22 protein-coding genes are annotated in these 20,603 nt (G+C 44.7%); 3 read left to right on the top strand and 19 right to left on the bottom strand.

Going from position 1 to position 20,603, the window contains the following annotated elements; all coding sequences use genetic code 11:
* Positions 1–196: 196 nt before the first annotated feature.
* Together AB4623_RS03045 and AB4623_RS03040 are read right to left on the bottom strand one after the other, a co-directional pair.
* Complete coding sequence (locus AB4623_RS03045) at positions 197–1,138, bottom strand: chemotaxis protein CheV (RefSeq protein WP_017062139.1); 942 nt, start codon at positions 1,136–1,138, stop codon at positions 197–199.
* 168 nt (positions 1,139–1,306) lie between these two features.
* A complete protein-coding gene (locus tag AB4623_RS03040; RefSeq protein WP_372145734.1) occupies positions 1,307–2,524 on the bottom strand; it encodes an ROK family protein in 1,218 nt (405 codons plus the stop codon).
* 319 nt (positions 2,525–2,843) lie between these two features.
* Between AB4623_RS03040 and pyk the strand changes: the two genes are divergently transcribed.
* The gene (gene pyk / locus AB4623_RS03035; RefSeq protein ID WP_017067208.1) at positions 2,844–4,292 is read left to right on the top strand and encodes a pyruvate kinase; all 1,449 of its coding nucleotides are present in this window, start codon (positions 2,844–2,846) and stop codon (positions 4,290–4,292) included.
* A 159-nt stretch (positions 4,293–4,451) separates the two neighbouring features.
* On the opposite strand, the gene AB4623_RS03030 is transcribed toward pyk, so the two are convergent.
* Positions 4,452–5,666, bottom strand: a complete 1,215-nt coding sequence (locus AB4623_RS03030; RefSeq protein ID WP_372097865.1) for a patatin family protein — start codon at positions 5,664–5,666, stop codon at positions 4,452–4,454.
* 41 nt (positions 5,667–5,707) lie between these two features.
* Positions 5,708–5,797, bottom strand: a complete 90-nt coding sequence (locus tag AB4623_RS03025; protein ID WP_100214626.1) for a YnhF family membrane protein — start codon at positions 5,795–5,797, stop codon at positions 5,708–5,710.
* A 145-nt stretch (positions 5,798–5,942) separates the two neighbouring features.
* On the opposite strand from AB4623_RS03025, the gene AB4623_RS03020 reads away from it, so the two are divergent.
* A complete protein-coding gene (locus AB4623_RS03020) occupies positions 5,943–6,536 on the top strand; it encodes an outer membrane beta-barrel protein (RefSeq protein WP_017067207.1) in 594 nt (197 codons plus the stop codon).
* A 92-nt stretch (positions 6,537–6,628) separates the two neighbouring features.
* Here the strand turns inward: AB4623_RS03020 and AB4623_RS03015 are convergent, their stop codons facing one another.
* The 15 genes from AB4623_RS03015 to yceD form a co-directional block, all read right to left on the bottom strand.
* A complete protein-coding gene (locus AB4623_RS03015; RefSeq protein ID WP_017062144.1) occupies positions 6,629–7,033 on the bottom strand; it encodes a hypothetical protein in 405 nt (134 codons plus the stop codon).
* Positions 7,034–7,262: 229 nt separating this feature from the next.
* Positions 7,263–8,693 (bottom strand): PTS glucose transporter subunit IIBC, encoded by a 1,431-nt coding sequence (gene ptsG, locus AB4623_RS03010; RefSeq protein WP_017062145.1) that lies wholly within the window; start codon positions 8,691–8,693, stop codon positions 7,263–7,265.
* 445 nt (positions 8,694–9,138) lie between these two features.
* Complete coding sequence (locus AB4623_RS03005; protein WP_017063483.1) at positions 9,139–9,906, bottom strand: TatD family hydrolase; 768 nt, start codon at positions 9,904–9,906, stop codon at positions 9,139–9,141.
* On the bottom strand, positions 9,897–10,862 hold the full coding sequence (locus tag AB4623_RS03000) for a DNA polymerase III subunit delta' (RefSeq protein ID WP_017062147.1): 966 nt from the start codon (positions 10,860–10,862) through the stop codon (positions 9,897–9,899). The genes AB4623_RS03005 and AB4623_RS03000 overlap by 10 nt, the downstream gene beginning before the upstream one ends.
* A gap of 6 nt (positions 10,863–10,868) precedes the next feature.
* Entirely contained in the window at positions 10,869–11,501 is a 633-nt protein-coding gene (gene tmk / locus AB4623_RS02995; protein WP_017062148.1) for a dTMP kinase, read from the bottom strand.
* A 10-nt stretch (positions 11,502–11,511) separates the two neighbouring features.
* Positions 11,512–12,528, bottom strand: a complete 1,017-nt coding sequence (mltG, locus tag AB4623_RS02990; protein ID WP_017062149.1) for an endolytic transglycosylase MltG — start codon at positions 12,526–12,528, stop codon at positions 11,512–11,514.
* Positions 12,525–13,403 carry an aminodeoxychorismate lyase gene (gene pabC, locus AB4623_RS02985; protein WP_065583975.1) on the bottom strand — a complete coding sequence of 293 codons (879 nt, stop codon included), beginning with the start codon at positions 13,401–13,403 and terminating at the stop codon, positions 12,525–12,527. The genes mltG and pabC overlap by 4 nt, the downstream gene beginning before the upstream one ends.
* 104 nt (positions 13,404–13,507) lie before the next feature.
* Positions 13,508–14,752 carry a beta-ketoacyl-ACP synthase II gene (fabF, locus tag AB4623_RS02980; protein ID WP_010437291.1) on the bottom strand — a complete coding sequence of 415 codons (1,245 nt, stop codon included), beginning with the start codon at positions 14,750–14,752 and terminating at the stop codon, positions 13,508–13,510.
* Positions 14,753–14,845: 93 nt separating this feature from the next.
* Positions 14,846–15,079 (bottom strand): acyl carrier protein, encoded by a 234-nt coding sequence (gene acpP / locus AB4623_RS02975; RefSeq protein ID WP_004737381.1) that lies wholly within the window; start codon positions 15,077–15,079, stop codon positions 14,846–14,848.
* Between the two features lie 166 nt (positions 15,080–15,245).
* Positions 15,246–15,980: a 3-oxoacyl-ACP reductase FabG gene (gene fabG, locus AB4623_RS02970; RefSeq protein ID WP_029235138.1), complete on the bottom strand. Its 735-nt coding sequence runs from the start codon at positions 15,978–15,980 to the stop codon at positions 15,246–15,248.
* 25 nt (positions 15,981–16,005) lie between these two features.
* Complete coding sequence (gene fabD / locus AB4623_RS02965; RefSeq protein ID WP_372145732.1) at positions 16,006–16,929, bottom strand: ACP S-malonyltransferase; 924 nt, start codon at positions 16,927–16,929, stop codon at positions 16,006–16,008.
* An 80-nt stretch (positions 16,930–17,009) separates the two neighbouring features.
* Positions 17,010–17,960, bottom strand: coding sequence for a beta-ketoacyl-ACP synthase III (locus tag AB4623_RS02960; RefSeq protein ID WP_017054985.1), 951 nt, complete (start codon positions 17,958–17,960; stop codon positions 17,010–17,012).
* Between the two features lie 5 nt (positions 17,961–17,965).
* Positions 17,966–18,991, bottom strand: a complete 1,026-nt coding sequence (gene plsX, locus AB4623_RS02955) for a phosphate acyltransferase PlsX (protein WP_372113120.1) — start codon at positions 18,989–18,991, stop codon at positions 17,966–17,968.
* A 9-nt stretch (positions 18,992–19,000) separates the two neighbouring features.
* Positions 19,001–19,171 carry a 50S ribosomal protein L32 gene (gene rpmF / locus AB4623_RS02950; RefSeq protein ID WP_004737376.1) on the bottom strand — a complete coding sequence of 57 codons (171 nt, stop codon included), beginning with the start codon at positions 19,169–19,171 and terminating at the stop codon, positions 19,001–19,003.
* Between the two features lie 35 nt (positions 19,172–19,206).
* Complete coding sequence (gene yceD / locus AB4623_RS02945; RefSeq protein WP_017062153.1) at positions 19,207–19,734, bottom strand: 23S rRNA accumulation protein YceD; 528 nt, start codon at positions 19,732–19,734, stop codon at positions 19,207–19,209.
* A 149-nt stretch (positions 19,735–19,883) separates the two neighbouring features.
* Between yceD and AB4623_RS02940 the strand changes: the two genes are divergently transcribed.
* Positions 19,884–20,465: a nucleoside triphosphate pyrophosphatase gene (locus AB4623_RS02940; RefSeq protein ID WP_017067204.1), complete on the top strand. Its 582-nt coding sequence runs from the start codon at positions 19,884–19,886 to the stop codon at positions 20,463–20,465.
* Positions 20,466–20,603 lie beyond the last annotated feature (138 nt).

The following is a 20,603-nucleotide window of genomic DNA, read 5'->3' as shown; positions in this document are numbered from 1 at the left end:
AATTCCCTATACAGTAATAAGCTCAAAGTCATGACGACTTTAGACGTTAACCATATCATTAAGAGGAACTACCTTAGATTGTGTGTGAAAAATCACGCTAGTAGTTGAGCATATTTCGTTAAGAAAAATATGCTGCGTGAATATTAGCAAGCGCTTTCTATAAGGTCACTCAAAACAAACCGTACAGCAGCATTAATTATAAAATCTGACGCATTCGCTCTTGAGTCACTTCAACCAAGAGGTCTGGCTGGAACTTAGAAATAAAGCGGTTACACCCTACTTTCTCAACCATAGCTTCATTAAAACTTCCACTTAATGAAGTATTTAGCGTGATGAATAGGTCATGCATTCTTGGGTCAGTACGTACTTCGTGTGTCAGCTTGTAGCCGTCCATTTCAGGCATTTCAGCATCGGTGATCATCAACAATATTTCTTGATTGATGTCTTTGCCTTCATCACACCAGCCCTTAAGTAAGGTCAGTGCTTCTAAGCCATCACAACACTCAATAATGTTCAAACCCAACTGCGACAAGGTGCCTTTGATCTGGTTACGCGCTGTTGAAGAGTCATCAACGATAAGCACATTGCGTCCTATCATCTCCTGAGCTAATTGTTCATCTAAAACGCCTTCAGAGATCGAGACATCGTAATCAATGATCTCAGCCAACACTTTCTCAACATCGATGATCTCGACGATCTTGTGCTGCTCTTCTTCTTGAATATGCGTAATAGCGGTTAGGTAGTTTGCACGGCCTGTTGTCTTTGGCGGCGGCTGGATTTCTGTCCATGTCGTGTTCACGATATTACGAACTTGCCCAACCAAGAAACCTTGTACGGTTCGGTTGTATTCCGTAATAATCAGGTTGCTCTCTTGAGACTCCGCACGAGATGGCGGAAAGCCAATGGCACTGCGTAAATCGATAACAGGCACCGATTCACCACGTAAAGACGCAACACCCGTAATATGATGATGAGAGCCCGGTAAGCGAGTGAGTACTGGCACTTTGAGGACTTCTTTCACTTTAAATACGTTAATCGCAAATAGTTGACGACTATTTAAGCTGAATAACAAGAGTTCCAGACGGTTTTCACCGACCAGTTTGGTTCTCTGATCAACCGAATTTAAAACGCCAGACATACAACACCTTAGTGACAAATAATAACTGTGGCTACAATAGCCTACTTCAATAGGTTAAAGCAAAGCGCCAATGCACAGAATGCTTAAACTAAGTACAACAAATGATGTTATACAAAGCTTAAGTACATGGAAAGGTTCAAGGTAAGGCTACAAGACGAGAAAAAGGGGTTAACCTTCAATAACTTTCATTAACAGTTGGCCATCGTATAAGGCCTGCTTGATGAGCGCAGCACCTGGCATGGTTGCCTGCTTATAAAAACGAGATTCCACCAGCTCTAAGTCTTTATGGTAAACCGATAGACTCTGCTCTTCGATACACTTTTGAATCGCCGGGTATAACACGCTCTTCGCCTGATTGATAACACCACCCACCAAGATTTTCTCTGGGTTGAACAGGTTAATCACAATCGCAATCGCAGAACCTAGATAACGGCCTAACTGTTCAATCACTTCGACAGCCAGCGGATCCCCATTAGCAGCGGCAGCACAGATCTGTTCAATAGTGACGTCTTCAACCACCGTTAGCGTTGATTCTTCACCATTTACCAATCGCTCTTTGACTTGCTCACGGATTGCCTGAGAACTCGCCACCGTTTCTAAACAGCCTCGATTACCACAGTGGCAAAGCTTGCCTTCCTTGTCGATCTGGATATGCCCCAACTCACCGATGTTACCGTGACGTCCTTGCAGAACGCGACCATCAAGAATGATCCCGGCACCTAAACCGTGGTGAATCGAGATAAGAACAGAGTTGTCGTTGTCTTGTGAGTTACCAAACAGCTTTTCTGCTAATGCCCACGCTCGGGTATCATTGGCAATAAAAACTGGCAAACCGGTTTCTTTGTAGATCTCCGGCCCCAACGCTAAGTTTTCAACGTTATAGTGCGGCATCTGCAACACAATACCTTGCTCTGAATTCACCAGACCTGGCAGTGTGATAGCGATACTCGTCACCCTGTCGAGTTGCTCGGCATAGGTTTGGAAGAACTCATCGATTTCATGGAGAAGACGCGCAAGCACATCGTCTTGATCACGTTCATGGATATCAATCTTGGTATCGATAAGCACGTCGCCGCCCAATTCATGGAGCGCGATCGTCAAGTATCCGCGACCAAGACGCATCGACAAAAATTGCCAACCTTCGCTATTGGTTTGCAGACCGACAGCAGGACGCCCACGAGTCGTGGCTTCTTGAACCGTCGTTTCGTGAATAAGGTGAGCTTCAATGAGTTCACGGGTAATTTTAGTAATACTCGCCGGAGCCAACTCACTTTGCTTGGACAGATCGATACGAGAAATAGGACCTTTAAGGTCAATTAGTTTATATACACGACCAGCATTGACCTGTTTGATATGATCAATATGGCCCGGTTGAGCCATGTACATTTTACGCTCCAGAAATCATCAACGAGGTAATTTTTTTACTTTGCGAAGTAATTGTGAAGTCACTTGGTATATCGCCGTGACCAGTATCACGTATATACATGAATCTTTGTGTATCGAGTCAAATAGTTCGAGGAAAATTAACACCCACATCGATAATTTGCGACTTAATTTTCAGAATAAAACATCGCGTTTGAGCCCTGAATTCAATAATTAAAGGCAAATCAAGAAATATCCTCCTAGCTCCCAATAAATTATCAATTAATGCATATACTTAATTCAGTCTTTTAAAAGATTACTTGGCCTCACTCTAGGAGTATTCATGACAGCCGAATTAAGAAAAACGAAAATCGTCACAACGCTAGGCCCTTCTACTGATAAAGGTAACGTGCTTGAAGAGATCATCAAAGCCGGTGCCAATATAGTCCGTATGAACTTCTCTCACGGCACCAGCGACGACCATATACAACGCGCAGAAAAAGTCAGAGCAATAGCAAAAAGACACGGTACTCAAATCGCCATTCTCGGAGACTTACAAGGTCCCAAGATTCGTGTGTCGACATTCAAAGATGGCAAAATTCAACTTGCCGTAGGTGACCTATTTACTCTCGACAGCAGCCTAGGTTTAGGTGAAGGCAATCAAAAAGCCGTTGGCCTTGATTACAAAGAACTGCCTAACGACGTATCCGCCGGCGATATACTGTTGCTTGACGATGGTCGTGTTCAACTCAAAGTAACCAAAGTGGAAGGCTGTCGCGTTCATACCGAAGTCATCATTGGCGGCCCACTCTCAAATAACAAAGGCATCAACAAAAAAGGGGGTGGCCTTTCCGCAGAAGCGCTAACAGAAAAAGACAAGCGCGACATCGTCACCGCCGCACAAATCAAAGTGGATTACCTAGCGGTGTCTTTCCCTCGTAATGGTGAAGACATGCATTATGCTCGTCAGCTTGCACGAGAAGCCGGCTTAGAAGCTCACCTCGTCGCAAAAGTGGAGCGAGCAGAGACAGTAGCTACAGTTGAGAACATGGATGACATCATAATGGCCTCAGATGTGGTCATGGTGGCTCGTGGTGACCTCGGAGTGGAAATTGGCGACCCTGAGTTAGTCGGAGTACAAAAACAGCTTATACGCCGTGCCAGAGCGCTTAACCGAACTGTCATCACCGCAACTCAGATGATGGAATCAATGATTTCTGCGCCAATGCCAACCCGTGCCGAAGTTATGGATGTTGCCAACGCCGTACTCGATGGCACCGATGCTGTGATGTTGTCTGGTGAAACTGCAGCTGGTGACTACCCAGTCGAGACCGTAAAATCGATGGCTGAAGTCTGTATTGGTGCGGAAAAAATGGCAGGCATTAATAACCAATCCAATTACCGTATTGACCGCACCTTTGTTACTGCCGAAGAAACCGTTTCGATGGCGACCATCTACTCTGCAAACCATATGGAAGGCATTAAAGGCGTTGTCACTCTCACCGAGTCAGGCCGCACCGCACTGATGATGTCTCGCCTGAGTGCCGACATGCCGATCTACGCGCTGTCTCGTAACGAAGGAACGCTTAATCGCTGTACCTTATACCGAGGTGTGACACCAATCTACTTCGAGACAGAAGCCGAAGACAGCTTTGACATTGCACTATCTACACTCACTTGCTTGAAAGAGAAAGGACACCTTAAGTTTGGTGACCTAGTGATCGTCACTCAAGGCGACATTATGGATGTAGCAGGGTCAACCAACTGTATGAGAATCTTGCCTGTCACCTAATATTTGACCTTAAGGCGAAACGATTCGCCTAATCTCAAAAACTTAAAAGGGTTATCGAACCAAGTTCAATAACCCTTTTTCATTTCAGAACACGACTCACTAAAATCTGCTTAAACAGCATAACGAGCTCACAGCATGCTAGCTCATCAACTTCGGGAATTAGTTACCCGCAGCAATGGTGGCTAACTGTGGCATATGCGAGTTGCGAGCGTTTTCCGTTGAGGTATAGGTCTCCACAAATCGGTAACCGGCTTCTAAACCCAATTCGTAATCATGCAGTAAATCATCTTTATGACTCATTAATGAGCTCGATTTAAGCGTTTGACTAGGTGCTATCTGAACCACAAACGCGTCGTCTGGTGGCGAATTCAAAAAATCCTGAGTCAATGAGTAGGTCTGATAATGCACCATTAGCATGTCAGCCAAGCCTGAATCAAACTTATCTCCGATTAAATGACTTAAGCGATAAATATCATCTGCACCAAATAGCCAGCGACCACCGTTCAGCAGGTCTAAATGCCCACGGTCACGCTTCTGCTCTTTTGAGCGCATAATTTGTTGTTGGAAGAAAGAGGTCCAGTCGGTTTTCCACTGTTCCACTTTCTGTTGCCAATGACCTTGAACACTGTCAAAAGATTCGCGGAACCATTCCAGTTCTTCGGCAGAGATTGGTTTAGGCGCTTTGACTGAAGATCCCTTGACTGGAGCTTCAACCAAATGGTTATTGCCTTCCTCCACCACTGGCTCAGTACGAATCACCACAATAGAACGAGCTTGTCTTCGCCAGGCTTCCTGAACTGGGATACACGCCGATACACCACCGTCCACATAAGCACTGTCACCAATAAAGACTTCGTCATTGTACAAGCGAGGAATAGCACAGGTCGCAATCATCACCTTGTACCAATCTTCGCCCAATAATGGGAAGTAGTGGTCTCGTAAGTCTTTGGAATCCGTTACAGCCGCATAGAAGTGGCGATCGCCTAGCGTTTGTCGCCCTAAATCCAGATCGAGCTTATATGGGTAAGCCATGATTTGTTCTAGCGCCCATTCTAATCCTAGGTTCTTTCTGTGTCGTATATAGGAAAAGAGATTGAAGAACTCTGGTGAGGTTGTGAGGTCGAGAACAAAAGAACGTCCAAGGCCTTTATCACGGCACAGATAAGCACATAAGTTGAGAGCACCTGCTGAGGTACCAAAAAATTCGTCGAAGGGGTCAAAATTTGAGAGAAGAAAGGCATCCAGCACTCCAGAAGTAAAAATACTTCTCTGTCCGCCACCTTGAGCGACCAGTGCTGTTTTTCCAGCAATAAACTTAGCGTAATAATCCAAGTCTATTGCTGTATCAATATTGGTTATAATCCCACTATTCATTATTCCCTGAGTATCAAAACTCAGCCTCGCAATAGATGGTATTAACTACCAATCGCAATAAAGCCAAATGAAAGAATGATCATGTAGATAAACACGGTAATTTGTAGGGCATTTTTCAGATTATGGTCCATAGACACCTCTGGTTTATTATTAATTTGTCGAGTCTCTATTTAAGTACTATCAGGTGTGTGAAGTATCTTCAAGAATCGTCGAAATTAGTCGCACAATATTGATGTAACCATCACAATTAGTAAGTGTATGGATAAGGATATACTCATGAATAACAAAGCAAATATGATGGCACTGATTACGCTTCTCTCCGTTTCAAGCGCGTATGCTTCGCCGGAGATCATCATTACACCTATGGTAGGTTATACCGGCGGTGGCAGTGTCGAAGACCAGGACGGTAAAACCTATGACATGAAAGGCTCTGAAAATTACACCTTTGCCATTGAAACGCCACTTGAAAAAGGACGCATCGGCTTCTTCTACTCCAATCAGAGCTCGGAATTAGAAACGCTTAACCTAAGCTCCTCCATCCAATACCTGCACCTTCAAAGCAGCATCTACTACCCTGCTTCGCCTGTGTTGTCGGGTTATCTAGGGCTAGGCCTGGGTGCTTCTTACGTCGATGTAGACTGGGCAAAAGATAAGTATGGATTCTCAACTTCTATCTTTGGTGGCTTAGAGTACAAATTTAGTGACCGACTAGCGTTGAACACACAAGTACGTTGGTTAGGCACGGTTGTCGACAACGATACCTCCGGTGTTTGTAATATCCCAAATAACGGGCAAGAGTGCATCATTCGCTTTGATACCGACTGGATGAACCAATTCCAAGCCAATGTCGGACTGAGTTTTACTTTCTAAGCGGCTCAATGAAGCAAAAATATAAGATCGGCCCAAACTAAAAAACCAGCTAAATGCTGGTTTTTTCATTATTAAAACGGTTTTAGTTCAGGTTAGAACTTATAGGTAACACCTAAAGCGCCGCCCACTTGCAACTCAACACCTTTATACATATCGAGTTCAGGGTGAACTTGAGCGTAAGCATTCCAACCTTCGTAGAAATTCACTTTCACGCCTAACGGCAAGCGTAAGCCAAAGTCGTCATTCCATTCAGCCCAAGCACCAGCACCGACGTACCAGCTCAACGGAGCTTCAGTCTCGAACTGACCACGCTTCAAAATGTAATCAAAGGCAGCGCCGTCATTGCCAATCGTAGCACGGTATTTCTGATCAAATTCCACAACGACACTCAGGTCTTGGTCAATGGCGAGTCCCACTTCCAAAGCTGGAGCTTCAGAAGCTTGAGCAAACGAGGCTCCGCTGCAGCACATAAGGCCGATCAAGTAACGATGTTTCATAATATTCTCAGACTGTATTTAAAAAACGGAAGTCTACTGGAATCTCAGCAAAAGGTGTCATCGCTGGGTAAAAGATAAAAGACACGAAAAATTTAAGAGCAACCATCAACTGATCGAGTTGAATGATAAGTATCTGAGTTAATGGAGATTAAGCACAATAGATCTTTCATAGAGCAGAAAACAAAAAAGGAGGCCTTTCGGCCTCCTTTCAATTTATTGAATCAGAGAATTAACCGTTGTTACGGATCCACTCATCCATGTCTGTCTTAAGGTTGTCAGACTTAGTACCGAAGATAGCTTGTACGCCACCCGCTACTACTACAACACCTGCAGCGCCTAGTTTCTTCAGCTTGTCTTGGTCAACAAGAGCTGTATCAGCTACTGCAACACGTAGACGAGTAATACAAGCGTCAAGACCAGTGATGTTCGCTTTACCACCGAATGCAGCAACTAGCTCACCAGCAAGTTCAGAACCAGTCGCAACTGACTCTTCTTCAGTCTCGTCTTCACGGCCTGGAGTTTTAAGGTCTAGAGCTTTAATCACAGTGCGGAATACGATGTAGTAAATTGCAGCATAAGCAATACCACATACAACCATTAGGCCCATCTTAGACGCGTTGCCAGATAGAACTAGGAAGTCGATTAGACCGTGTGAGAAAGATGTACCGTGTACAAAACCTAGAGTGTTCGCAAGAACGTATGCAGAACCAGCTAGTAGAGCGTGGATTGCGTACAGTACTGGAGCAACGAATAGGAAAGAGAATTCGATTGGTTCAGTGATACCCGTTAGGAATGAAGTCAACGCAGCAGAAGCCATGATGCCCATTACTTTAGCGCGGTTTTCAGGCTTAGCTGAGTGTGCAATCGCGATTGCAGCAGCAGGTAGACCGAACATCTTGAACATGTAACCACCAGCTAGCTGACCGAAGCCATTGCCCGCTGCACGAGATGCGTCATCAGCAACTAGGTAACAAGTAAGAACACCGTTTTGAGTTTCGCCAGCAGCGTTTACACAAGTACCAGCTTCAAAGAAGAAAGGTACGTTCCAAACGTGGTGAAGACCAAATGGAATTAGAGAACGCTCAACGATACCGTAGATACCAAACGCCACTTGTGGGTTTTGGTGAGCAGCCCAATCAGAGAACGCAGAGATAGCGCCGCCAACTGGTGGCCATACTACAGATAGTAGGATTGCTAGACCAATCGCAGAGAAACCTGTGATGATTGGCACAGCACGCTTACCAGCGAAGAAGCCAAGGTACTCTGGTAGTTGAATACGGAAGAAACGGTTGAATGCCCAAGCAGCAACACCACCGACTAGGATACCACCTAGTACACCAGTATCGATTTTATCAACGCCCATTACACCAGCCATTACGCCAAGTGTAGCAGTCATGATGCCATAACCAACGATAGCAGCTAGACCCGCTACACCATCGTTGTTAGTAAAGCCAAGTGCAACACCTACTGCGAACAGTAGTGCCATTTGACCGAATACTGAACCACCAGCTTGTTCCATTAAGTTTGAAACGATTTCTGGAATGAAAGGAAGATCTGCTGCACCGACACCTAGCAAAATACCCGCAACTGGTAAAACTGATACTGGAAGCATCAGAGACTTACCAACTTTCTGCAGGCTAGCAAAAAGGTTCTTAAACATGTTTATGCTCCTGATAAAGATAAAATAATTATATTGGGTTCTAACGGCACACCCCCGTAGCCTATATGTTAGCACCCTGCGAAAATGTAACCATGTATTGCATTATATTTTCTGCCGCTAAATATATATTGATGGGGAACTAACTTTCTAGTCACTTACGAAATTTAGTTTCAAAACACGTCTTGGATCACATGTCAAATCTAGAAATGCAATGCTTTACAAGTGTTTAATACATTGAAATATATAAGTATTTTTCAAGAGCCCTATTATTTTACTGGGTAAATAAAATAGGAGCGAATGTTATTTTTAGTAACAAAATTACAAATGTTATAATTAGCGCTCTCAAGTTCAACATAATTCGTAAACATTAAAAAAAAACGTATTTTTGGTGATCAAAAACACAAAAAGGGAGCTTTTGCTCCCTTTTATTTGTTTACTTAGATTTTTATCGCAAAAAAAGTTTTTGGTAATTTTTGGTCGTTTGTTCGGCAACCTCTTTCATCGACACACCTTTTAATTGCGCAATGTAGGCCGCCACTTCGACGACATATGCAGGCTGATTCTGCTTTCCACGATATGGAATGGGCGCCAAGTATGGAGAATCCGTCTCGATCAGCAACCTGTTTAGCGGTAGGTTTTTAACAACTTCTTTAAGTTCTGTAGCCTGCTTAAAGGTCACAATGCCTGAAATTGAGATATAGAAACCTAGTTCCATTGCTGCTTCTGCGAATGCTTGATCTTCGGTAAAGCAGTGAATCACACCGCCACACTTCTCAGCTCCGCCATCACGTAAAATAGCTAATGTGTCTTCACGTGCGTTACGAGTGTGAATGATCAAAGGTTTATTCAGCTCAACGGCTAACTCAACATGCTGCTTAAATCGTAGCTGTTGCAGCTCCGCCGTCTCTGGTTGGTAGTGATAATCTAAACCTGTCTCTCCAATCGCCACAACCTTAGGGTTGCTCGCGTATTCACGCATTGTCTCTAGGCTGAAATCACTTTCAACATCGAGAGGGTGAACGCCACAAGAGGCTTTAACGTTATCAAACGGCGAGATCATCTCGAGCATATTTTCAAACGAATCGAGTGTCACACCGACAGAAAGCAATTGGTCTACATTAGCAGCCTTCGCCTTGTTAACCACATCTTCTACGCTGGTGTGTAAATCTTGGTAATCCAGTTTGTCTAAATGACAGTGGGAATCTACGAACATGTTTCCTCGCAAGTGGCTATCAGCCAATTCATTATGAGTAGCTCCGTATTGAGCCCAGGGTGTTGCTTTAACTGCTCAATCAATGTCAGCAGTTTATTCGATGCTGCATAAGCACTTTGATAAGACATCGCCTCACACAGTGCTTTCGCACTCGGAGTGAAAGCCTGATTCGCCAAACCAAAATGCAGCTTCTGTACATCTGACAATAGATGCCAAAGCCAGCCAAGTTGAATCAAAGGGTCTTTGCTAAGCTCTGTAGAGAACTTTAGCATGTCAGGTTGAGTGCCTTTTATCACATTCACAAAGCCATCGAGCGCTTTTGTTGAAGCTTCAACGCCACCTTGCTCAAACATCGCTTTTGCTTTTAAAGGCGCGTTGTCATTGAGTGCTAAAATATACTGCGGTACCGCTTTGCCCACTTCACCATCTAACCACGCTGATGCTGTCTCTAACTGCGGACTAACCACATTGAATTGCTGACAACGGCTAATAATAGTCGGCATTAAGCGATTACTGTTACGAGTAGACAGAATGAAGATGCACTTGCTTGATGGCTCTTCCAGAGTTTTCAATAGTGCGTTGGAAGCCGATTCGTTCATTGCTTCAGCAGGGTTAAGCAAAATAACGCGCAAACCACCTAACTGAGAAGACTCTTGAGCCCAGCGGTTACTGGCACGCACTTGATCAACCGTGATCGACTTACCTTCTTTCTCGGGTGAGATCACATGAAAATCAGGATGACTGCCCGACTTCATTAACTCACAGCTGTGGCAAAACCCGCACGACTCGCTTTCATAGTTCGTGCACATCAATGCGTCGGTAAGTTGGCTAATCAAAGCATCAACGCCGAGCCCTTCCGGTGCATTAACAATCACAGAGTTAGGAAAACGCTCCGCATCGAGACTTTTTTTCCACTCACTCCATACCGGTGTGAGCCAAGAATACACTTCAGCCATGACTACCTACTGTTTGTCGAGCCAAGCAGTTAGCGCGACTTTAATATCAGCGGCTACTTGCTCAATTTCTTGCTGCGCGTTAATCACAAGTACAGAATCATCTTGTTCTGCAATTTCTAGATAGCGCTCACGCGTGCGGTCGAAAAATGAGATGTCCATCTTTTCAATTCTATCAAGCTCACCACGGCCTCTAGCACGCTCTAGCCCTACTCTAGGGTCTAGGTCCAAATATAGCGTTAGATCGGGTTTAAAGCCGCCTAGCGTGGTTGCTTTCAGTGATTCCATAGTCGTGCGCGCGATCTGGCGACCACCACCTTGGTATGCCTGTGAAGACATATCATGACGATCACCCAATACCCATTGACCATTGGCGAGTGCCGGCTTGATGACGTTCTCGACTAATTGAACACGTGCTGCATACATCAACAGCAATTCAGTCATGTCTTGAAGCTTCTCGCCTTCGTGCTCTTCTTTAACCAATGAACGCATCTTTTCAGCTAAGACAGTACCACCCGGCTCGCGAGTATTAACAATATCTTCAACACCCGATGCTTTTAATGTCTCAACGATGGCATTGATTGCTGTGCTTTTGCCAGCGCCTTCAAGGCCTTCAACCACGATAAATTTCGACTGATTCATAATTATTTCTTTATCTGTTTTTTCTTAATTGCTTTAAGTAAGCTCGCACTGCACGGTTATGCTCAGTCAAACTCTTTGAAAATACGTGCCCACCTGTTCCACTCGCAACGAAATACAAGTAGTTGCTCTTCTCTGGATTCAACGCCGCGTTGATAGACGCTTTGCCTGCCATAGCGATAGGTGTCGGTGGCAAGCCACTCATTGTATAGGTGTTGTAAGGCGTTGGCGTGCGTAAGTCTTTCTTACGGATGTTGCCATCGTAGCTGTCACCCATGCCATAGATAACCGTTGGGTCAGTTTGCAAACGCATACGCTTGTTTAGACGGTTAACAAACACAGAAGAAACACGCTCACGTTCTGACGCAACAGCGGTCTCTTTCTCAATGATAGATGCAAGAATTAACGCTTCGTATGGCGATTTAAGAGGCAGCTTATCCGCTCGATTTTCCCACTCTTCATTCACCACGCTCATTAGGTCTCGATGCGCGCGCTTCAACAAATCTAAATCAGTGGTGCCGTAGGTGTAGTGATACGTTTCTGCTAAGAAGAGACCTTCTAGCTTTTCGTTTTCAATACCCAACTTTTCAGCGATCTCTTTTTCAGAAACGCCATCCAATGTCTGTTGAATGAATTCGTTGTCTTTTAGCTGAACAAGCCATTCGTCAAAACGACTGCCTTCAACAAAGGTAATAGTAAACTGGTGTTCTTTCCCTTCTACAAGCACCTGTAGCGCTTGCTCTAAGGTTAAACCCGGTTCAAGCAGGAAAGTACCCGCTTTTACGTCTACAAGCTCAGGATGTAACTTACGGATTAATTTCTCGTAAGGAGAAGCCTCAAACAGCCCCTCGTTAATCAACTGGGCTAGAACGCGGTTAAAGCTGCTACCTGAAGCAACAGTCACGACTTGTGGTTTTTCTAATTGAATAACTTGTTTCAGGTTATCTTGCGCTTGGTTGTAAACATAAAAACCAGCAGCACCGGCTGCAATTAAGCACAAGATAATAAAAATAAATAACTTTTTGATCACGAGTTTAGTTGTCCTTGAAGGCTACGAGTAACGGTTCCAATGTTAAATTGGGTATCACTAATACGGGTAACTGGGGCAACCCCTAAAATGGAGTTTGTCATGAAAACCTCATCAGCTTGCATGAGTTGAGATAAGCAGTAGTCACTAATTGTAACGGAAAGTTCAGCCTGATTCAGCGCGGTTAACACTTGCTTACGCATAACCCCCGCGACACCACTTTGAGTGAGTTGAGGTGTGTATATCGACTGACCTTTGCGCCAGAACAGATTGGCCATGGTGGTTTCAATCACATTGCCCGATATATCAAGAACCACACCATCCACTTCATTAGCTTGATCCATTTCATCTTTCATCAAAATCTGCTCAAGGCGATTATTGTGCTTATGGCCAGCCAGTAGTGGGCTCAAACCTAGCGCTTGATGGCAGATACCGAGTTCAACACCGGAGTCTTGCCACGCTGAATAATGGCTTGGGTAATCAAAGGTACTGATGGTGATTGTCGGCTTGGCGATATTCTTGGTACTGTAGCCACGCCCACCCGCTCCACGACTAACGTGCAGCTTGATCCCTGCTTTTTGATTATGAGGCTTGTTGGCGTTATGGAGCTTCTTTGAACCATCAAGGCTCTTTGTGCCATGAAGAGCGTTATGTTGGATGTGTTGAAGCGCAGTATCGAGCCAAAGACTAACAACATCCCAATCAAGAGCAGAAATGCGTAGTGCTTTAAGGCACTCGTCGACACGGTGCTGATGATCGTGAAGATGTTGTATCTCACCATCACTCACGAGCATTGTCGTAAAACAGCCGTCTCCGTACTGAAACGAGCGATCCAAAATATCGATAGTTTGCTGGCTTTCTCCATCAACCCAAAACATGTTTTTCCCCATAAAAAGAAACGGCTCAATGCTAAAGCATCAAGCCGTTTAAAAACAAGTCTAATTGTGACTATCTACGAGTGTTTACGTCTTTAATAAGATGATTAAATCTTTTTGAAGATCAAACAGCCGTTTGTACCACCGAAACCGAATGAGTTACATGCAGCATATTCCATGTTGCTAACTTCACGCGCAGTGTGAGGTACTAAGTCAATATCTAAGCCTTCTTCAGGATCATCTAGGTTGATTGTTGGTGGAACAATTTGGTCAACCAGAGACATAGCCGTGATGATAGCTTCAGCAGAACCAGCAGCACCTAGAAGGTGGCCTGTCATTGATTTCGTAGAAGAAACCAATACTTGCTTGCTGCCTGCTTCGCCAAGAGCACGCTTGATGCCCTTAACTTCCGCTACGTCACCTGCAGGAGTCGAAGTACCGTGTGCGTTTACATAACCGATTTGTTCACCAGTAATGCCAGCATCACGCATAGCCGCTTCCATTGCTAGTGCGCCACCTGAGCCATCTTCACTTGGAGATGTCATGTGGTAAGCGTCACCCGACATACCGAAGCCAACTAGCTCACAGTAAATCTTAGCGCCACGAGCTTTCGCATGTTCGTACTCTTCAAGAACCATCATGCCTGCACCGTCGCCAAGAACGAAGCCATCACGGCCTTTGTCCCATGGACGAGAAGCTTTTTGAGGCTCATCGTTACGAGTAGAAAGTGCTTTAGCCGCACCAAAACCGCCCATACCTAGTGGAGTTGATGCTTTTTCAGCACCACCCGCTAGCATTGCGTCTGCATCGCCGTATGCAATCATACGAGCCGCGTGACCAATGTTATGTAGGCCAGTCGTACATGCAGTAGAAATCGCGATGTTTGGACCGCGTAGGCCACGCATGATAGACATGTGACCAGCAATCATATTCACGATCGTCGACGGTACGAAGAACGGGCTGATCTTACGAGGGCCTTTTTCAGTTAGAGCTTGGTGGCCGGCTTCGATCAAACCAAGACCACCAATACCAGAACCGATAGCAACACCCACACGTGGAGCGTTTTCTTCAGTAATAGTTAGGGCTGAATCATCTAAAGCTTGAATACCTGCTGCGACGCCGTACTGGATGAACAAGTCCATCTTACGAGCATCTTTTTTAGTCATATACTCTTCGCAGTTAAAGTCTTTAACTAGACCTGCAAAACGAGTTGAGAAATTGGTTGCATCAAAATGATCGATATTAACGATACCACTTTGACCAGCTAGCAGGGCTTTCCAAGAAGATTCTACAGTGTTGCCTACCGGTGACAACATACCCATGCCAGTGACAACTACACGACGCTTGGACACGATTTTACACTCCGGGGATTGAGGTGATTTAAGATGAGGATAGATGAGTTAGATAAAACACAGGCGGTCGAGGTGACCGCCTGGGAGAGATTATTACTGAGCGCTAGTTACGTAATCGATAGCTGCTTGAACAGTAGTAATTTTCTCAGCTTCTTCATCTGGGATTTCAGTGTCAAATTCTTCTTCTAGAGCCATTACTAGCTCTACTGTGTCTAGAGAATCTGCACCTAGGTCATCAACGAAAGAAGCTTCGTTTTTAACTTCAGCTTCGTCTACACCTAGCTGTTCAACAATGATTTTCTTTACGCGTTCTTCGAGGTTGCTCATTTTTTCTTTTCCTTTACAGAGTTCGCTTTATGCGATGTTTTCCGTAGTTTATTCAATCTATTGAAAGTTGCAAGGTCAACTTTTCTGGTCAAACCACAATTTTCACGATTTTAACCGAAATTACGTATGATCTTGACTTAAATCATGCACAAATGTTGCACATAATTTACACCATGTACATACCGCCATTGACGTGAAGTGTTTCACCTGTGATATAAGCTGCCGCAGGTGACGCCAAAAATACCACAGCTTCAGCGATTTCGCGAGGGTCACCTAGTCGACCTGCTGGTACATTCGCCAAAGTTGCTGCACGTTGGTCATCATTTAGCGCTTTAGTCATGTCAGTTTCGATGAAACCAGGAGCTACAGTGTTCACTGTAACGCCACGAGACGCAACTTCACGAGCCATTGATTTAGTAAAACCAATTACGCCTGCTTTTGCAGCTGCGTAGTTAGCTTGACCAGCGTTACCCATTGTACCTACTACAGAACCAACGTTTACTATACGACCTTGACGCTTCTTCATCATGCCACGCAATACAGCTTTAGACATGCGGAAGATAGGCGTTAGGTTAGTATCGATGATGTCATTCCATTCGTCGTCTTTCATACGCATCAGTAGGTTATCACGAGTGATACCTGCGTTGTTAACTAGAATGTCAATCGCACCAAATTCATCGTTGATGGTTTTCAGTGTAGCAGCAATTGAGTCAGTATCCGTTACATTAAGAGCAAGACCTTTACCGTTCTCACCAAGGTACTCGCTGATTGCAGCTGCGCCACCTTCAGATGTCGCAGTACCGATAACTTTAGCACCACGCTCAACTAAAAGTTCAGCGATTGCACGACCGATGCCACGGCTTGCGCCTGTAACTAGTGCAACTTTGCCTTCTAAATTCATCATAACTTCTCTATTAAGTGGTTATTTACTTAGCAGCTTCTAGTGATGCAGTATCATTAACTGCAGCAGCTGTCATAGTTTTTACGATTCGTTTTGTTAGACCAGTAAGAACTTTACCAGGGCCTAATTCAAGTAGCTTCTCAACGCCTTGCTCATTCATCGCTTGTACACCTTCAGTCCAACGAACTGGGCTGTATAGCTGACGAACAAGTGCGTCTTTAATTTTTGCAGGGTCTGTTTCAGCAATAACATCAACGTTATTGAAAACAGGCAATGCTGGCGTGTTGAACTCTAGAGCTTCTAGAGCCACTGCTAGCTTATCTGCTGCTGGCTTCATCAGTGCACAGTGAGACGGCACAGAAACAGGTAACGGAAGTGCACGCTTAGCGCCCGCTTCTTTACAAAGTGCACCAGCACGCTCTACTGCAGCTTTGTTACCCGCGATAACAACTTGGCCAGGAGAGTTAAAGTTAACTGGAGACACAACTTCGTCTTGCGCAGCTTCTTCACACGCTTTAGCAATCGCTTCATCGTCTAGACCGATGATTGCGTACATTGCACCAACACCTGCAGGAACCGCTTCTTGCATCAGTTGACCACGTAGTTCAACCAGCTTGATCGCTTCTTTAAAGTCGATAACGCCGGCACATACAAGAGCAGAATATTCACCTAGGCTGTGACCTGCTAGATTTACAGGTTGCTCTAGGCCAAGCTCTTGCCATACACGCCAAATTGCAACAGACGCTGTTAATAGAGCCGGTTGAGTGCGAAAAGTTTCATTTAGATTTTCTACAGGACCATCTTGAACCAATGCCCATAGATCGTAACCAAGTGCTTCTGAAGCTTCAGCAAATGTCTTTTTAACAACATCATACTGTTCGCCTAGGTCAGCAAGCATACCGATAGCTTGAGAGCCTTGGCCTGGGAATACGATAGCAAATTTGCTCATTGTAATTTTCCTTTAAGCAAAGCAAAAAATTGAATAAGGCACATAAGTTATGTGCCTTGTTTGTTGATTATCGCTTAGGGTTAGAATTTAACTAACGCAGAACCCCAAGTGAAGCCGCCGCCAAATGCTTCAAGTAGAAGCGTTTGACCACGTTTAATTCGCCCGTCGCGAACAGCCTCATCTAGGGCCGTTGGTACGGTAGCTGCTGACGTGTTGCCGTGCTTATCAAGAGTAATCACTACTTGATCAAGCGACATCGTCAGCTTTTTAGCGGTTGCCGAGATAATACGGTAGTTCGCTTGGTGTGGAACTAACCAATCAAGCTCTGACTTATCCATATTGTTCGCCGCTAAGGTGTCTTTAACTAGCTTAGAAAGCTGAGTTACCGCCACTTTAAATACTTCGTTGCCGGCCATGTGCAGCCATTTGTCTGCATCACCGCCGCGCTCTGGTACTTCTAGGCTTAGAAGCTCACCGTATTTACCATCAGAGTAAATATGAGTAGACAAAATACCTGGCTCTTCGCTTGCGCCTACAACCACCGCGCCTGCTGCATCACCAAATAGGATGATAGTAGAGCGGTCAGTCGGATCACAGGTTTTTGACAGTGCATCCGCACCAATTACCAAAACGTTCTTACACATGCCAGTCTTGATGTGTTGATCAGCAACAGACAGTGCGTAGACAAAACCAGAACACGCTGCAGCCAAATCAAACGCAGGGCAGCCTTTGATACCAAGCTTGCCTTGTACCTGACATGCCGAAGACGGGAATGTGTGGCTACTGCTGGTTGTCGCAACGATGATTAAATCAATCTCTTCTTTGTCGATACCTGCCATTTCAATGGCATTTTCAGCAGCGTAAAACGCCATATCAGCAACGGTTTCGTTTTCCGCTGAAATACGACGCTCTTTAATACCCGTTCTAGCAACGATCCACTCATCGCTAGTCTCTACCATTTTCTCTAAGTCTGCGTTAGTACGCACCTGAGATGGCAAGTAGCTGCCAGTACCTAAAATTTTGCTATACATGAAGACTAATAATGCCTCTCGAGTAAAACCGCTTCCAAACGATCGCTAATGCGGCTGGGGACTTGTCGTTTGACCTCGTGTACTGCTTCACCAATCGCGTTGACGACTGCAGACACATCAGCACTTCCATGACTTTTAATGACAATGCCGCGCAATCCTAACAAACTTGCGCCGTTATACTGGTCGGGGTTCAAGGTTTTTAATTCAGTAAATAGCTCAGAAAACAGCATTCTGGCTATCCAACCCTTTATTGTTGAAGCCATCATGCGCGTTTTTAGCTTATCAATAAAGAGCTGAGCCGTACCTTCGCACGTTTTTAAGCAGACATTGCCCACAAAACCATCACATACGACGACATCAGCAGCATCTTGAAGTAATTGATTACCTTCAATATAGCCTATGAAGTTCACAGACTGAGTATTAGACAACATTTCAGCGCATCGTTTTACAAGGTCATTGCCTTTAATTTCTTCTGCACCGATATTCAAGATAGCGACACGTGGTGCGCGACCTAAATGTTGTTCTGCTAATGCACTGCCCATGACAGCAAACTGAAACAGTGAATCTGCGTCACTAGAAACGTTCGCCCCTAAATCAAGCATCCATGTGCGATTTCCGGATGCAGTAGGCAAAGCTGAAACCAATGCAGGCCTATCAATACCGGGAAGAAGCTTGAGTCTGAAACGGGATAAAGCCATCAATGCGCCAGTGTTACCACCACTCACACAAGCATCAGCCTGTGATTCGGCAACCAGATCGATAGCGGCACGCATAGAGCTACCCTGACTATTACGTAAGGCTAGTGAAGGTTTTTCAGAATTGGAAATGATTCGATCACAATGCTGGATACTCAAACGAGAATCAGGCATTCGACCTAATGAAGATAATTGAGATGTGATCGCGTTTCGATCACCTATTAGAATGACTTTTAGCTCTGGGAAATACGACAGTGCCTGCACGGCGGCAGGCACTGTTACACGAGGACCGAAGTCCCCGCCCATTGCATCAAGCGCAACGGTTAGATTTTGCAAAGGTCAACCTTACTTGTTGATAACCTTTTTGCCGCGGTAGAAACCTTCGGCAGTCACGTTGTGACGTAGGTGAGTTTCACCTGAAGTTGCGTCTACAGAAAGTGCAGCTGTAGTTAGCGCATCGTGTGAACGACGCATGCCACGCATTGAACGTGATTTCTTGCTCTTTTGTACGGCCATTGACCCTACTCCTATGTAAATTCTTAAAGAAGCAATTACTTCTTTAAGCTTTTTAAAACATCAAATGGATTCGGCTTTTTGTCTTCCTCAATTTCTTCAGGAAGTTCACCAAACACCAAGTTATTTGAGTTAACGCTACATTTCGCATCGTCGTGCATTGCTATTTGTGGCAATCCAAGGATGAACTCGTCTTCAACTAATTGAATCAGGTCTAACTCACCGTACTCGTTCAGATCTACCAAATCGTACTCTTCCGGTGCTTCCTCTTCACTTTTCTCACTGTAAACAGGAGTATAAGTAAATTGGACATCGCACTCATGTGCGAAAACCTCATTACAACGTTGACACTCTAAATCGACTTCGACGTTAGCTTTACCAGAGATAACGACTAATCGTTGTTCATCAAGCCCAAATGACATTGAGACTTGCGCGTCACGTTTTACGCCTTCAGTTGCTTCAGTTAAACGCTTCAAAAGACTGACCTGGATGATACCATCCATATCGAGTCGTTTTTGAGCCGTTCTTGCCGGATCAACTGTACGCGGTATTTTTTCCTTTTGCATAGGGCGCGAATCTTATCTTCCAAATCGTGTTTAGTCAAAGGAAATGGCAAAAAAAATGTACTTTCCTGCCTTTCCTATTCAGAGCATTATGAATAGCAGGACAAGTTACGTTATCCTGAGATAAATGCTTCCTTGAATTGTAAATTAAAATGAGAAATTACCAACTAGTTTTAGCCTCTACATCACCATTTAGGCAAGAGATCCTCAAAAAACTACAGTTAAGCTTCATTACAGCCAAGCCAGACTGCGATGAAACGCCGCTTCCAGAAGAGACACCACAACAGTTGGTGATGCGCCTTGCTGAGACCAAAGCTAAGTCTTGTGTTGTGGAGCAACCTAGCTTAGTCATTGGTTCTGATCAGGTTTGCGTAATTGATGGAGAGATCATTGGTAAGCCTCACACTCGAGAAAAAGCGATCGAGCAGTTATCTCGTCAAAGCGGCAAGAGCATTACTTTTTATACTGGGCTTTCGGTTTGGAACAACGAAACCAATGAAGCTGACACACGTCTCGACACCTTTGTAGTGCATTTCCGCGATTTAACTAAGCAACAGATCATTAGTTATGTTGAAAAAGAGCAGCCTTATTACTGCGCAGGTAGTTTTATGTGTGAAGGGTTAGGCATCGCGTTGTTTAAACAGATGGAAGGGAAAGACCCAAATACTTTGATCGGCTTACCGCTGATCGATCTAGTCGATATGTTAGAAGCGCAAGGAATGGGTGTACTATAACGGATACGCTCTCTTTGTTAGAGATTCCCTACTCCTTCCTTCGTCAGTCTAGGGAATGGCGGAACACGCAATTTTATCTAACCAACTAATGATATAGAGCGTGATTTTAAAAAGTCGTCATCCTCAAGAGCGAGGAAC

It is taken from the genome of Vibrio sp. 10N.222.52.C12 (genome assembly GCF_041474215.1).
Lineage (GTDB): Bacteria > Pseudomonadota > Gammaproteobacteria > Enterobacterales > Vibrionaceae > Vibrio > Vibrio crassostreae_C.
Note: the sequence above shows the minus strand (reverse complement) of the source record. Positions and strands in the feature narration are given on the sequence as shown.